General features: G+C 74.1%; 15 protein-coding genes. 9 read left to right on the top strand and 6 right to left on the bottom strand.

Translation table 11 applies throughout. From position 1 onward, the window contains the following. Nucleotides 1-10 precede the first annotated feature (10 nt). Nucleotides 11-622 carry a nucleotidyltransferase family protein gene (locus ACZ79I_RS32630; protein ID WP_471502213.1) on the bottom strand — a complete coding sequence of 204 codons (612 nt, stop codon included), beginning with the start codon at nt 620-622 and terminating at the stop codon, nt 11-13. A gap of 184 nt (nt 623-806) precedes the next feature. Here ACZ79I_RS32630 and ACZ79I_RS32635 point away from each other — a divergent pair, with 184 nt between their 5' ends. Continuing rightward, nucleotides 807-1,121 carry a DUF5955 family protein gene (locus tag ACZ79I_RS32635; RefSeq protein ID WP_471502215.1) on the top strand — a complete coding sequence of 105 codons (315 nt, stop codon included), beginning with the start codon at nt 807-809 and terminating at the stop codon, nt 1,119-1,121. A 226-nt stretch (nt 1,122-1,347) separates the two neighbouring features. On the opposite strand, the gene ACZ79I_RS32640 is transcribed toward ACZ79I_RS32635, so the two are convergent. After that, entirely contained in the window at nt 1,348-2,151 is an 804-nt protein-coding gene (locus tag ACZ79I_RS32640) for an IclR family transcriptional regulator (RefSeq protein WP_471502217.1), read from the bottom strand. Nucleotides 2,152-2,350: 199 nt separating this feature from the next. On the opposite strand from ACZ79I_RS32640, the gene allB reads away from it, so the two are divergent. The 3 genes from allB (at nt 2,351) to ACZ79I_RS32655 (ending at nt 5,492) form a co-directional block, all read left to right on the top strand. Next, nucleotides 2,351-3,736: an allantoinase AllB gene (gene allB / locus ACZ79I_RS32645; RefSeq protein ID WP_471502219.1), complete on the top strand. Its 1,386-nt coding sequence runs from the start codon at nt 2,351-2,353 to the stop codon at nt 3,734-3,736. Nucleotides 3,737-3,740: 4 nt separating this feature from the next. Continuing rightward, nucleotides 3,741-4,928 (top strand): allantoicase, encoded by a 1,188-nt coding sequence (gene alc / locus ACZ79I_RS32650; RefSeq protein ID WP_471502221.1) that lies wholly within the window; start codon nt 3,741-3,743, stop codon nt 4,926-4,928. A gap of 171 nt (nt 4,929-5,099) precedes the next feature. Then, nucleotides 5,100-5,492 (top strand): ribonuclease domain-containing protein, encoded by a 393-nt coding sequence (locus ACZ79I_RS32655; protein ID WP_471502223.1) that lies wholly within the window; start codon nt 5,100-5,102, stop codon nt 5,490-5,492. Between the two features lie 33 nt (nt 5,493-5,525). On the opposite strand, the gene ACZ79I_RS32660 is transcribed toward ACZ79I_RS32655, so the two are convergent. Continuing rightward, the gene (locus tag ACZ79I_RS32660) at nt 5,526-5,732 is read right to left on the bottom strand and encodes a hypothetical protein (protein WP_471502225.1); all 207 of its coding nucleotides are present in this window, start codon (nt 5,730-5,732) and stop codon (nt 5,526-5,528) included. Between the two features lie 334 nt (nt 5,733-6,066). Between ACZ79I_RS32660 and ACZ79I_RS32665 the strand changes: the two genes are divergently transcribed. Further along, nucleotides 6,067-7,320, top strand: coding sequence for a sensor histidine kinase (locus tag ACZ79I_RS32665; RefSeq protein WP_471505341.1), 1,254 nt, complete (start codon nt 6,067-6,069; stop codon nt 7,318-7,320). Nucleotides 7,321-7,671: 351 nt separating this feature from the next. Here the strand turns inward: ACZ79I_RS32665 and ACZ79I_RS32670 are convergent, their stop codons facing one another. Both ACZ79I_RS32670 and ACZ79I_RS32675 read right to left on the bottom strand, forming a co-directional pair. Then, nucleotides 7,672-7,944 (bottom strand): hypothetical protein, encoded by a 273-nt coding sequence (locus tag ACZ79I_RS32670; protein ID WP_471502227.1) that lies wholly within the window; start codon nt 7,942-7,944, stop codon nt 7,672-7,674. Between the two features lie 76 nt (nt 7,945-8,020). Further along, nucleotides 8,021-9,049: an aldo/keto reductase gene (locus ACZ79I_RS32675; protein ID WP_471502229.1), complete on the bottom strand. Its 1,029-nt coding sequence runs from the start codon at nt 9,047-9,049 to the stop codon at nt 8,021-8,023. A 113-nt stretch (nt 9,050-9,162) separates the two neighbouring features. Here ACZ79I_RS32675 and ACZ79I_RS32680 point away from each other — a divergent pair, with 113 nt between their 5' ends. Continuing rightward, nucleotides 9,163-9,837 carry a response regulator gene (locus tag ACZ79I_RS32680; RefSeq protein WP_471502231.1) on the top strand — a complete coding sequence of 225 codons (675 nt, stop codon included), beginning with the start codon at nt 9,163-9,165 and terminating at the stop codon, nt 9,835-9,837. A 30-nt stretch (nt 9,838-9,867) separates the two neighbouring features. On the opposite strand, the gene ACZ79I_RS32685 is transcribed toward ACZ79I_RS32680, so the two are convergent. Next, nucleotides 9,868-10,878 (bottom strand): Gfo/Idh/MocA family protein, encoded by a 1,011-nt coding sequence (locus ACZ79I_RS32685; protein WP_471502233.1) that lies wholly within the window; start codon nt 10,876-10,878, stop codon nt 9,868-9,870. A 116-nt stretch (nt 10,879-10,994) separates the two neighbouring features. On the opposite strand from ACZ79I_RS32685, the gene ACZ79I_RS32690 reads away from it, so the two are divergent. The 3 genes from ACZ79I_RS32690 to ACZ79I_RS32700 all read left to right on the top strand — a co-directional run bounded on the left by ACZ79I_RS32690 (nt 10,995) and on the right by ACZ79I_RS32700 (nt 13,649). Next, complete coding sequence (locus ACZ79I_RS32690) at nt 10,995-11,744, top strand: GntR family transcriptional regulator (protein WP_471505344.1); 750 nt, start codon at nt 10,995-10,997, stop codon at nt 11,742-11,744. A gap of 178 nt (nt 11,745-11,922) precedes the next feature. After that, the gene (locus ACZ79I_RS32695; RefSeq protein WP_471502235.1) at nt 11,923-13,068 is read left to right on the top strand and encodes an ROK family glucokinase; all 1,146 of its coding nucleotides are present in this window, start codon (nt 11,923-11,925) and stop codon (nt 13,066-13,068) included. Continuing rightward, entirely contained in the window at nt 13,065-13,649 is a 585-nt protein-coding gene (locus ACZ79I_RS32700) for a sugar kinase (RefSeq protein WP_471502237.1), read from the top strand. Before ACZ79I_RS32695 ends, ACZ79I_RS32700 begins: the two co-directional genes overlap by 4 nt. Nucleotides 13,650-13,711: the final 62 nt, after the last annotated feature.

The raw sequence follows: 13,711 nt of genomic DNA on the forward strand, positions 1-13,711 counted from the left end.
GCCGTCCCGCTCACTCGTCGAGGTGGATCAGGTCCGCCACCGTGTCGATGTCGTACGCCCGCGCCACGTCCCCGCACTCGACGAGCGCGATGGCGTCCTCGTGCGCCGCCAGATAGGCACGCGCCCCGCGGTCACCCGTGGCGGTCGCCGTGATGCCGGACCAGTGGGCGGCGCCGAACAGGACGGGATGCCCGCGCACACCCTCGTACGCGGCCGACACCAGCGACGCCTCGTCCCGGTACGCGGCCAGGACCCGGGCCACCGCCCCGGGGCCGATGCCGGGCTGGTCGACGAGCGAGACCAGGGCCGCCCGCGCGCCCGTCCCGGCGAGTGAGCCGAGCCCGGCCCGCAGCGAGGAGCCCATGCCCCGCTCCCAGTCCGGGTTGTCCACGACGACGCACCCGGACAGGTCCGCCCGCTCCCTGACATCTGCGGCCGCCGCCCCCAGCACCACATGGACGCGGCCGCACCCGCCCGCACGCAGCACCGCCACGGCGTGCTCCACGAGGGGGCGTCCCCGATGCCGCAGCAGCGCCTTGGGCCGTCCGCCGAGCCGTCGCCCCGCGCCGGCGGCGAGGAGCAGCCCGGCGACCTCGTCTCCGTTGCCTCCATTGCCAGTCATACGTTCTGCATACCTGACCCCGAGCCGCCCGCACGGTACCCATGGACTGAATTTCGGTCCCCGTGCTGGCGCGCGGCGCTCCGGGTGGCGTTTACTGGCCCGCGTCCCCGGCGCCCGACCAGTGCCGGCGGACACGGCGACATGCCGACGCCGTGCGCGCGGAGGGGCGCGAGGGGGGAGAGCTGTGTTGCGAAGCTTGGGGCAGAGGGCAGTGACCGGCAGCGACGAGGATCCGAGGGTGACGGGACTGCGGACCGCGGTGTCCCGCCTGCGCCGCGAGCTCGCCGCGCATCCCGTGGAGTTCCCGGACCGGGCGGTCGCGGAGGACGAACTCGCCACGCTCGCCGCGATGGCCGCGGGCGGTGCTCCCGAGATCCCGCGCCTGCGCCGTTCCCTGCTGCTGATCGCCGGTGCGATCGGCTCGGTCAGCGCCCTGGCCGGCAGCCTCGCGGACGTCCGCAGCGCGGTGGAGCTGTTCGGAGAGCCGCGGCGGGGCTGAGGGTCCGGGTCACCGGTCCCGACCCGCTCACCCGCCTCACCGGCGAGCGCGGCACGGACGACCGTCCTGATGGTGCCCCGACCGGGAGAGTGGGGGAGGGGGCGACGGCGCCGGTGGCCGGGTGCTGCCCCGTGGTCTGCGATCCGCGATCCGCGATCCGCGGCCCGCGGCCCGCGGGCCGCCAGGACGGCCTCGGTGGCCGGCCTGCGGCCGGCCGCCCCGCGGATCAGGCAGCCGGTCCCGTGGTGGCCAGTGCCTGCGAGAGCTGCGCCGCCACCTCCTGGAGCACCGGCACGATCCGTTCCGTGGCCGCGTCCGTGACCCGGCCCGCCGGGCCCGAGATGGAGATCGCCGCGGCCGTCGGGGAGTCCGGTACGGACACCGCGAGGCAGCGGACGCCGATCTCCTGCTCGTTGTCGTCGACCGCGTACCCGAGCCGGCGCACCTCCTCCAGAGCGGTCAGGAACACCTCGGGCGTGGTGATCGTCTTCTCGGTCGCGGCGGGCATGCCCGTACGGGCGAGCAGGGCACGGACCTGCTCCGGCGCCTCGTTGGCGAGCAGTGCCTTGCCCACGCCCGTCGAGTGCGGCAGCACCCGTCGGCCCACCTCGGTGAACATCCGCATCGAGTGCTTGGACGGCACCTGCGCCACGTACACGACCTCGTCGCCGTCGAGCAGCGCCATGTTCGCGGTCTCGCCGGTCTCCTCGACCAGCCGGGCGAGATAGGGGCGGGCCCAGGTGCCGAGCAGCCGGGAGGCGGACTCGCCGAGCCGGATCAGCCGGGGGCCGAGGGCGTAGCGGCGGTTGGGCTGCTGGCGGACGTAGCCGCAGCCGACGAGCGTGCGCATCAGACGGTGGATCGTGGGCAGCGGCAGCCCGCTGCTCGCGGACAGCTCGCTGAGCCCGACCTCCCCGCCCGCGTCCGCCATCCGCTCCAGCAGGTCGAAGGCGCGCTCCAGGGACTGCACGCCACCGCCGCCGGCGGACTTGGCGGGGGCCTCGCTGGCGCTGGACGTCGAGGTCGGCACGGCGTGTTCCTTTCGGGGAATGACGGCATAGCGTGACTGCGGCACCACTTTGCGGAATCTTAATTCCGCGTGGCGGAAAAATCCAGGCGTGCGGCATGGGGCCCGCTGAGAAGTGTGCCCTTGACGGCGCCGGGGCGGGAGTGAAGACTCCTTCAACAGAACGTTGAATTCCGTTGCCCGGCGGTAGAGAGGGGTCCGGGTGTCCGACGCTGAACTGGTGCTGCGCTCGACGCGCGTCATCACACCCGGAGGGATGCGCGCCGCGTCGGTCGCCGTCGCCGGAGGGACCATCACGGCCGTCCTCCCGTACGACGCGGGCCCACCGGCCGGAGCCCGCCTGGAGGACCTCGGCGACGACGTCCTGCTGCCCGGGCTGGTCGACACCCACGTCCACGTCAACGACCCGGGCCGCACCGAGTGGGAGGGCTTCTCGACCGCCACCCGCGCGGCGGCGGCCGGCGGCATCACCACCCTGATCGACATGCCGCTCAACTCCCTCCCGCCGACCACGACGGTGGGCCACCTCCGCACGAAGAGGCAGACGGCGGCCGGCCGGGCACACATCGACGTCGGCTTCTGGGGCGGCGCGCTGCCGGACAACCTGGCGGACCTGCGGCCCCTGTACGACGCGGGCGTCTTCGGCTTCAAGGCGTTCCTGTCGCCCTCGGGCGTCGACGAGTTCCCCCACCTCGGCCGGGAGCACCTCGCCCGCTCCATGGCGGAGATCACCGGGTTCGGCGGGCTGCTGGTCGTGCACGCCGAGGACCCCCACCGCCTCGCCGCCGCCCCCCAGCGGGGCGGTCCGAAGTACGCCGACTTCCTCGCCTCCCGGCCCCACGACGCCGAGGGCGCCGCCGTGGCGCACCTGGTCGAGCAGGCGGAACGGCTGCACGCGCGCGTGCACATACTGCACCTGTCCTCCGGCGAAGCGCTGCCCCTGATCGCCGCCGCCAAGGCGCGGGGCGTGCCGGTCACGGTCGAGACCTGCCCGCACTATCTGACCCTGACGGCCGAGGAAGTCCCCGACGGCGCAAGCGAGTTCAAGTGCTGTCCGCCGATCCGCGAGGCCGCCAACCAAGATCTGCTGTGGCAGGCGCTGGCCGACGGCACGATCGACTGCGTGGTCACCGACCACTCCCCGTCGACGGCGGACCTGAAGACGGACGACTTCGCGACGGCGTGGGGCGGTGTCTCGGGTCTGCAGCTGAGTCTGCCGGCGGTCTGGACCGAGGCCCGCACACGCGGCCACGACCTGGTCGACGTGGTCCGCTGGATGTCCGCGCACACGGCACGGCTCGTGGGCCTGGACGCCCGCAAGGGCGCCATCGAGGCCGGCCGCGACGCCGACTTCGCGGTGTTCGCCCCGGACGACACCTTCACCGTCGACCCGGCGGCCCTCCAGCACCGCAACCGGGTCACGGCGTACGCGGGCAGGACCCTTCACGGCGTCGTCAGGTCCACCTGGCTGCGCGGCGAGCGCGTTCTGGCCGACGGCGAGTTCGCCGACCCGAGGGGGCGCCTGCTCGGCCGCACCGACGGACCCGCCCCGCCCCCTGAGCGGCCGGCCCGGGAAAGGCAGACCTGATCACGTGACGGCGATTCCCCGCTTCACCGGCGCCGCGAACCCGTACGCGGGCGGCGACCCCTACGCGGACTACCGCACCGCCGACTTCCCCTTCGTCCGGTACGCCGACCTCGCCGACCGCGGGCTCGGCGCCGGGGTCGTCGCCGCCAACGACGAGTTCTTCGCCGAGCGCGAGAACCTCCTCGTGCCCGGGCGCGCCGAGTTCGACCCCGAGCGCTTCGGGCACAAGGGCAAGATCATGGACGGGTGGGAGACCCGGCGCCGCCGCGGCGCCTCGGCCGAGCACCCCTGGCCCGCGGCGGACGACCACGACTGGGCGCTGGTACGCCTCGGCGCACCGGGTGTGATCCGCGGCATCGTCGTCGACACGGCGCACTTCCGGGGCAACCACCCGCAGGCGGTGTCCGTCGAGGGCACCTCGCTGCCCGGCTTCCCGTCACCGCGGGAACTGCTGGCGGACGGCGTGAGGTGGACGACCCTGGTCCCGCGCACACCGGTGGGCGGTCACGCGGCGAACGGCTTCGCCGTGTCCGTGGAGCGGCGCTTCACCCACCTGCGCGTCAACCAGCACCCCGACGGCGGTATCGCGCGGCTGCGTGTGCACGGCGAGGTGGCCGCGGACCCGGCGTGGCTGGAGGCGCTGGGCACCTTCGACGTCGTCGCCCTGGAGAACGGCGGCCGTGTGGAGGACGCCTCGGACCTCTTCTACTCACCCGCCGCCAACACCATCCGGCCGGGCCGCTCCCGCACGATGGACGAAGGCTGGGAGACGCGCCGCCGCCGCGACCGGGGCAACGACTGGATCCGCTACCGGCTGGTGGCCCAGGCGCGGATCAGGGCCGTCGAGATCGACACGGCGTGCCTGAAGGGGAACGCGGCGGGCTGGGCGTCGGTCTCGGTCAAGGACGACGCGGACGGCGTGGAGGGAGCGGGCGGCGTGGAGGGAGCGGGCGGCGCGGAGGGAATGGGCGGCGCGGACGGCGCGGGCGGTGGGTGGCGCGAGATCCTGCCGCGCACCCGTCTGCAGCCAGACACCAACCACCGTTTCGTCCTCTCGTCCCCGGCCGTCGGTACGCACGCGCGCGTGGACATCCACCCGGACGGCGGCATCTCACGGCTGCGCCTGTACGGCTCCCTCACGGATGAGGGCGCCTCGCGCCTGACGGCACGCCATCGGGCGCTCGGCGGCTGAACCCGCCCGGAAGCGGGGCGCATGCCGTCCGGCCGGGCGGCGTACCCGCCGGCCGCCCGCGAGGACGGTGGCGGACGGCAGGTTAACTCTCCGAAAACACGTCGGACGACACGGGAGAATCTCCGTTGTTGTCATTGACATGCCATGCTCTACGCGCGTCATCATGGCGCCATGAGATTCCCCCCACGCGCTACCCGAATCGGCGCCGCGGCCGCACTCCTGTCCGCCCTCCTCGTGGGCGGCACCGTCTCGGCCTCCACCGCGGACGCCGCCGCCTCGGTCGGCGACATCTGCTACAGCGACCTGCCGTCCCAGGCGTACGACACCCTCGACCTGATCGCCTCGGACGGGCCCTTCCCGTACTCGCAGGACGGGAGCGTCTTCCAGAACCGCGAAGGCGTCCTGCCCGGCCAGGCGACCGGCTACTACCACGAGTACACCGTCATCACGCCCGGATCCCCCACGCGCGGCGCCCGCCGCATCGTCACCGGTGAGCAGTACCAGGAGGACTACTACACCTCGGACCACTACGCGACGTTCGACCTGATCGACTTCGGCTGCTGAGCCGGCTCGCACCGGCCGGGGGCCGGACCGGGTTCAACCGGACCCCCGGCCCTTCAGGGCCGCCATGAGCGTGATCGCCAGCAGGAGCAGGCCGAGGCTCACGCTCAGCTCGTTGTTGCCCCGCAAACCGGTCCCCTGCACGATGCCGAACCCGTCCGCCCACCCGGCCAGCGCGTGCAGCAGACCGACGGCGCCCTGTGCCAGCGCGATCACACCGGCCCACCCCAGGATCCTCCTCATGCCGGACACCATCGCAACCGCGCACCCCCGCGGCCATCGGCCGTGAGGCGGGCCCTGCGCGACGGAAGTCCCCCTCCGCCCGGCGCGCTCGCGCCGAAAGTCGGCGGTGCCGTGACTTTGGTCGTGAATCGCGGTCACGGGGTGGGTGCCGGAGCCGTTCCCGCATAGATTGCCGACCGTGAGCGGAGACGAGTCGGTGCGTACGGCGACGCGCCCGGGGACGGCCACCGAGAGCGTCCGTCGTGGCCTGCGCACGGTCCGGGCGGGATGGTCGCGGAGCCCGGGACGACCGGCCGCGCCCGTGGTCGCCGCGAGCGCGACGGCGCACCCGCCCCTGACCCCCGTGCAGCCGGCCGCGGTGGCCCACGGGCTGCCCCGGCGGCGCTGGTTCCTGCCCTCCGCCGTGATCGCCGAGCTGGATCCCGAGGCCGGGCGGCGGCCCCGCCGTACCGTGCGGGACTGGGCCGTCGACCTCGGGTGCTTCCTGCTGGCCGTGCTCACCGCCTTCGGCGGCGGGGCCGCGGTGACGAGCGACCCCCACACCTCCCACACCCCCCACGCCCTCGTCGTCGCCGACCTGTGCCTCGGCGCGCTGGCCTGCGCGGCGGTGTGGCTGCGCCGCCGGTGGCCCCTCGGACTCGCTCTGGCGATGATCCCGGTCGGCCTGGTCTCGAACACCGCGGGCGGCGCGTGCATGATCGCCCTGTTCAGCGTCGCCGTGCACCGGCCGTTCCGGTACGCGGCCTGGATCGGCGGCGCCCAGCTCGCGCTCCAGCCGTTGGTCTACTGGCTGCGCCCGGACCCGGACATGCCGTATCCCGTCGCCGTCGTCGTCAGCGCGCTGATCACGGCCACGGCCGTCGGCTGGGGCCTGTTCGTACGGTCCAAGCGGCAGCTCATGCTGAGCCTGCGGGACCGGGCGCGCCGGGCCGAGACCGAGGCGGCCCTGCGGGCCGAGCAGGCCCAGCGGCTCGCCCGGGAGGCCATCGCGCGCGAGATGCACGACGTCCTGGCGCACCGGCTGACCCTGCTGAGCGTGCACGCGGGCGCCCTGGAGTTCCGCCCGGACGCGCCCCGGGAGGAGATAGCGCGGGCGGCCGGGGTGATCAGGGAGAGTGCCCACGAGGCACTGCAGGACCTCCGGGAGATCATCGGCGTGCTGCGTGCCGGCGACTCCGACGACACGGGCCGCCCCCAGCCGACGCTGGCCGCGCTCGACTCCCTGGTCGCCGAGTCCCGGGAGGCCGGCATGAAGGTCCTCCTCGACCACCGGGTCGCCGACACCGCTTCCGTGCCCGCCTCGGTGGGCCGTACCGCCTACCGCATCGCCCAGGAGGGCCTGACCAACGCGCGCAAGCACGCGCCCGGGGCCGAGGTCACGGTGACGGTCGAGGGCGCGCCCGGCGACGGTCTCACCGTGATCGTGCGCAACCCGGCACCGCCCGGGGAGGTCCCGCACGTCCCCGGCTCGGGACAGGGCCTGATCGGCCTCACCGAACGTGCCAGCCTCACCGGCGGCAGCCTCGACCACGCCGCCGAGGCCGACGGCGGCTTCCGGGTGCGGGCATGGCTGCCGTGGCCGGAGTGAGCGCCTCAGAACCTCCGGCCGCCACCGCGTGCCGCGTGCCGCGTGCCGCGTGCCGCGTACTGCGTGCCGCGTGCCGCGTGCCGCGTGCCGCGTGCCGCGTGCCGCGTGCCGCGTGCTGCGTGCTGCGTGCCGCGTGCCGCGTGCTGCGTGCCGCGTGCTGCGTGCCGCGTGCTGCGTGCCGCGGGCCCCGGGCACCTTGGCGTCCGTCCGCGTCCCACCGTCCGCCCGCTGCGGCCTCGGCGTCCGTCCGCGTCCCACCCGTCCGCCCGCCGCGGCCCCGGCGCCCGCTGCCGCACGGAAGGCCCCGCCCCGGCGTTCCTCCGCGCCGAGCGCCGCCGCGGGGTGGTCCGTTCAGCCCGGCCGCGGGGTGTGCCACGTCTCGTCCACGGACGCCACAAGGCGTTCGGCCTCGGCGAAACCGCGCCTGCGCGAGAACTCCAGCCTCCCCGGGTCGGTGCCGGCACGATCGTCCCGTCGTCCCGTCGCCCAGCGCGCGCCGTCCGCAGGCCCCGCTCGTGGAGCCGCCGCCGAATCCCCGCCGAATCCCCGCCGGTGGGCGGGCAGGACGCGCGCGATGAGGGGGCCGTCGTCGTGGGGGCGCGCCGCGAAGCGGAGCGTCGGCATCGCGGCAGGAAACCGGGGCGCCCCATCCGCCGTCAACCGGAAAGACCGGGCCGCGGAGGGCACTTGGCGGCCTCGCTCAGACCGTGCGCGGCACCACGCGCTGCCCGGCCGTCCCGTACACCCACGCGGAGGTGTCGTCGATGAACTCCGTGGGGAAGCCGGGCCTGAAGTCCGTCGCCGCCTCCAGCCGGGCCACCAGGCCGTCGGGCAGCGTCAGTCCGGCCGCGCCGAGGTTGTCGGTGAGCTGGTCCAGGCGGCGGGCGCCGAGGACGGGGTGCACGGCGGGGGAGCGGGCCATGGTCCAGGCGATGGCCACCTGTGCGCAGGTCGCGCCGAGTTCGTCGGCGACCGACTGCACCGCCTCGGCCACGGCCCGCTCGCGCTCGCCGATCGCCTCCGCCGGCAGCCGGGTCGCCGTGCCGGGTTCCACCCCGCCCGGCCGGGTGTACTTGCCGGAGAGGACGCCGTTCTGCAACGGGCTCCAGGCCGCCACGCTCATCCCGAACGCCTCGGCCATCGGCAGCAGTTCGCGCTCGATGTCCCGGTTGAGCAGGCTGTACGGCACCTGTAGCGCCGAGAACGGCGTCCAGCCCCGCCACTCCGCGAGGGTGTTGGCCCGCGACACCACCCACGCCGGGGCGTCCGAGATACCGGTGTACAGCACCTTCCCGGACCGTACGGCGTCGTCGAGCGCGCGCAGGGTCTCCTCCACCGGGGTGTTGCGGTCCCAGATGTGCACCCAGTAGACATCGACGTAGTCGGTCCCGATCCGGCGCAGGCTCGTCTCCAGCGACAGCGTCAGGTTCTTGCGGTGGTTGCCCGCGGCGTTCGGGTCGCCGCCGTCACGCGAGACGGTGTACTTCGTGGAGAGGACGAATCGGTCTCGCCGCCCCTTGAGCAGTTCCCCGACGATCGTCTCGCTCTCCCCGCCCCGGTAGTTGATGGCGGTGTCGATCACATTGCCGCCGGCCTCCTCGTACGCGTCGAGGATCCGCGCGCACTCGTCCCTGGGCGCCCCGACCCCGTCCTGCTCCCCGAAGGTCATGGCCCCGAGGAACAGTTCGGAGACGCGCAGTCCGGTCCGTCCTAACAGTTTGTAGCGCACGGCATCCTCCAGGTCGGCGTGGTCGCGTGGAGCCCGCCCGGCGCCGACCACCGGCGCCCGCCGGTGTCCCGTCCGCGGTCCGGCCCGGCGGGCAGATCATTACCGTAGGGCCCATGACCGCGATCCGACTGCTCCTCGTCGACGACGACCCCCTGGTGCGGGCCGGCCTGTCCTTCATGATGGGCGGTGCCGACGACATCGAGATCGTCGGCGAGGCCGCCGACGGCAGCGAGGTGGAGCGGCTCGTCGACCGCACCCGCCCGGACGTCGTCCTCATGGACATCCGGATGCCCACCGTCGACGGGCTCGCCGCCACCGAGCTGCTCCGCCGCCGCGCGGACGCACCCCAGGTCGTGCTGCTGACCACCTTCCACGCCGACGAGCAGGTGCTGCGGGCGCTGCGCGCGGGCGCCGCCGGATTCGTGCTCAAGGACACCCCGCCCGCGGAGATCCTGGACGCGGTGCGGCGCGTCGCGGCCGGGGACCCGGTCCTGTCGCCCGCCGTCACCCGCCAGTTGATGGCGCACGCGGCGGGGGCGGCCGGTCCCGACACCCGGCGCGGCACCGCCCGCGGCAGGGTCTCCGCCCTCAACGACCGCGAACGCGAGGTCGCCGTCGCCGTCGGCCGGGGCGCCTCGAACGCGGAGATCGCCGCCGAGTTGTTCATGAGCGTCCCGACGGTCAAGACCCACGTCTCCCGTATCCTCGCCAAACTGCGCCTCAACAACCGCGTGCAGATCGCCCTGTTGGTGTACGACGCGGGTCTGGTGGACGGGGACGGGTCCTGACCGGCGAGCCGGTCGGTGCTCCCGTCGCGGTCAAGTGCGTGCGCCCGCGATCTCCCCGAGGCCGACCGGGCGGCGCTCCCGGCGGGACCGTTCGGCGGCCTCCGCGATGCGCAGGGCCTGCAGGGCCTCGCGGCCGTCGCACGGGTTGGGGCGCTCCCCGCACACCACCTCGACGAAGGCCACCACCTCGGCCTCGTACGCAGGCGCGAAGCGCTCCAGGAAGCCGGTCCAGGGCTTGGTCGCGGGCGGGGGACCGGCGGGCTCCGTGGACGTGATCGGGGTGCGGTCGTCCAGGCCGACCGCCACCGTGTCCAGCTCGCCGGCCAGCTCCATGCGGACGTCGTAGCCCGCGCCGTTGGCGCGGGTCGCGGTCGCCGTGGCGAGGGTGCCGTCCTCCAGTGTGAGCACGGCCGCCGCCGTGTCCACGTCGTCCGCCTCGCGGTACATCGGCCCGCCGGCGTCGGACCCGGTCGCGTACACCTCGACGACCTCACGGCCGGTCACCCAGCGCAGGGCGTCGAAGTCGTGGATGAGGCAGTCGCGGTAGATCCCCCCGGACACCGGCAGGTACGCGGCCGGCGGCGGCGCCTGGTCGGCCGTCATCGCCCGGACGGTGTGCAGCCGCCCCAGCCGGCCGGAGCGCACGGCCTCCCGCGCGGCCGTGTAGCCCCTGTCGAAGCGGCGCTGGAACCCCATCTGCAGCACGGTCCCGGCAGTGTCGACCTCGGCCAGCGCGGCCAGCGTGCCCGGCAGGTCGACCGCGACGGGCTTCTCGCAGAACACCGGGAGCCCGGAGCGTGCCGCCCGGCCGATCAGTTCGCCGTGGGCCGAGGTGGCCGCCGTGATCACCACGGCGTCCACGCCCCAGGTGAAGACCTCGTCCACGCCGGGTGCCGCGGTCGCGCCCAGCCGGTCCGCGAGGGCATGGGCCCGGGCCGTGTCGACGTCCGTGATGATGAGCGAGCCGACCTCGCGGTGGCGGCTGAGCGTGGTCGCGTGGAATGTCCCGATACGACCCGCTCCGATGAGTCCGATGCGCATGGGAACAACCTGGAGGCCCACCCCCCGCCGTGTCAACGCTTTGTCCGGACAACCGGACTACACGACTTCCCGTCATCAGGTACCGGAGCTACGCTCGGGCCGTGCCGAAACCTGATGTGGATCCGACCGTCTCCCTCCGGCTGAGCGTCGACCGGAGCAGCCCGGTGCCGCTGTACTTCCAGCTGTCGCAGCAGCTGGAGGCCGCGATCGAGCACGGGGAACTGACTCCGGGCAGCCTGCTGGGCAACGAGATCGAGCTGGCCGCGCGGCTCGGCCTGTCCCGGCCCACCGTCCGCCAGGCCATCCAGTCCCTCGTCGACAAGGGGCTGCTGGTTCGCCGCCGTGGCGTCGGCACCCAGGTCGTGCACAGCCAGGTCAAGCGCCCGCTGGAGCTGAGCAGCCTCTACGACGACCTGGAGGCGGCCGGGCAGCGCCCCGCGACCCGCGTGCTCGTCAACACCGTCGAGCCCGCCTCCGCCGAGGTCGCCGCCGCGCTCGGCGTGCCCGAGGGAGCGGAGGTGCACCGCGTCGAGCGGCTGCGCCTCGCGCACGGCGAGCCGATGGCGCACCTGTGCAACTACCTGCCGACGGGCCTGCTCGACCTGGCGAGCGAGCACCTTGAGGCGACCGGCCTCTACCGTCTGATGCGCGCCGCCGGCATCACGCTGCACAGCGCCCGGCAGTCCGTCGGGGCCCGCGCCGCCACCCGCGCCGAGGGCGAACGCCTCGGCGAGCCCGAGGGCGCCCCGCTGCTCACCATGCAGCGCACCACGTTCGACGACACGGGGCGGGCCGTGGAGTTCGGCACCCACACCTATCGCGCCTCCCGCTACTCGTTCGAGTTCCAGCTGCTCGTGCGTTCCTGAGCCGCCGGGGCCCGGACGAGCACGCACCGCGCCGCCGGCCGGGGCCTCACACCCGGTGCCCGCAGCGGGCGCGAGTGACGTACGCCACGCCCCGCGCACCCGCGGCCCGCGCCGTCCTGCGTCCTTCCCCGCTCCCCTGCGGCCCACCAGGCGGCCGCGTGAGGCAGAATCGGCCCCGATGAGCACCTACCGCGACCTGACCCACCGCGGCTCCGCCCGGGCCACCGTCCTGCGGACCGTCGGCACGCGCGAGCGCCGTTCCCATCTGACCGCGCCGCGCGTTCCCACGGTCGGCATCGACATCGGCGGCACGAAGGTGATGGCGGGTGTCGTCGACGCCGACGGCACCATCCTGGAGAAGCTCCGCGCCGAGACGCCCGACAAGTCCAAGAGCCCCAAGGTCGTCGAGGACACCATCGTCGAGCTGGTCCTGGACCTCTCCGACCGGCACGACGTGCACGCCGTGGGCATCGGCGCGGCCGGCTGGGTGGACGCGGACCGCAACCGGGTCCTGTTCGCCCCCCATCTGTCCTGGCGCAACGAGCCGCTCCGCGACCGTCTCGCCGGGCGGCTCGCCGTCCCGGTCCTGGTCGACAACGACGCCAACGCCGCCGCCTGGGCCGAGTGGCGCTTCGGCGCCGGCCGCGGTGAGGACCACCTCGTCATGATCACGCTCGGTACGGGCATCGGCGGCGCCATCCTGGAGGACGGCCAGGTCAAGCGCGGGAAGTTCGGGGTCGCGGGAGAGTTCGGCCATATGCAGGTCGTGCCCGGCGGCCACCGCTGCCCGTGCGGCAACCGCGGCTGCTGGGAGCAGTACAGCTCCGGCAACGCCCTGGTCCGCGAGGCCAGGGAGCTGGCCGCCGCCGACTCCCCGGTCGCCTACGGGATCATCGAGCACGTCAAGGGGAACATCTCCGACATCACCGGCCCGATGATCACGGAGCTGGCCCGCGAGGGCGACGCGATGTGCATCGAGCTGCTCCAGGACATCGGCCAGTGGCTCGGTGTCGGCATCGCCAACCTGGCGGCCGCCCTGGACCCCTCCTGCTTCGTGATCGGCGGCGGGGTCAGCGCGGCCGACGACCTGCTGATCGGCCCCGCCCGGGACGCCTTCCGGCGCCACCTCACCGGCCGCGGCTACCGCCCCGAGGCCCGTATCGCGCGCGCCCAGCTGGGTCCGGAGGCCGGTATGGTCGGCGCGGCGGACCTGGCCCGGCTCGTCGCCCGCCGTTTCCGGCGCGCCAACCGGCGCCGCGTGGAGCGCCACGAGCGCTACGAGCGGTACGCGCAGGCCCGCCGCACCCTGAAGGGGTCACTGTGACCGCCACCTCGATACCGCGTCCGACGTCTGCGGCCGACGGCTCCCCGCAGCCCCCCGAGGACCGCGGGCACATGATCCGCCGCAGGGCGCTGACCCTGCTGATCATCGTGCTGCTCATCGGCGTGCCGGCCGGTTACCTGATGATCTCCGCCAATCAGAGCCGCAACAGCGGCAAGGACAAGGAGGCGAAGTACTCGGCGACCGGTCTGAGCTGGGGCTGGCCCTCACGCGTGCAGCGGCGCCTCTACCAGGTGACCATTCCGATGGACGCCCGGAAGGTCGCGTACTACGAGACGAACAACTGGAAGACCAGCCGCCTGTACGTGCAGTTCAGGACCAGCGAGGGCGGCCTGGCCCAGTTCCTCGGCGACCTGGACACCACCCCGGACGCGTTGAAGAAGGGCGACATCGCCATCAGCACGCGCGACCGGCACATCGCCGGCTGGACCTTCACGGGCCCCGGCGCCTGGTCCGGCCTGACGCACGCGCAGAAGAACCCGGCGCCCACCCTGGACGTCGTGGTGAACCGGTCCGATCCCGGGCGGCCGATGGTGTACGTCGTCTCGCGCACCATCCCCTGACCACCGGAACCCGGCTACGAGTATCAATGTCAGACCCCGCCCGTACAGTCGAAGACGTCTGG

This window comes from Streptomyces sp. PSU-S4-23 (genome assembly GCF_055632315.1).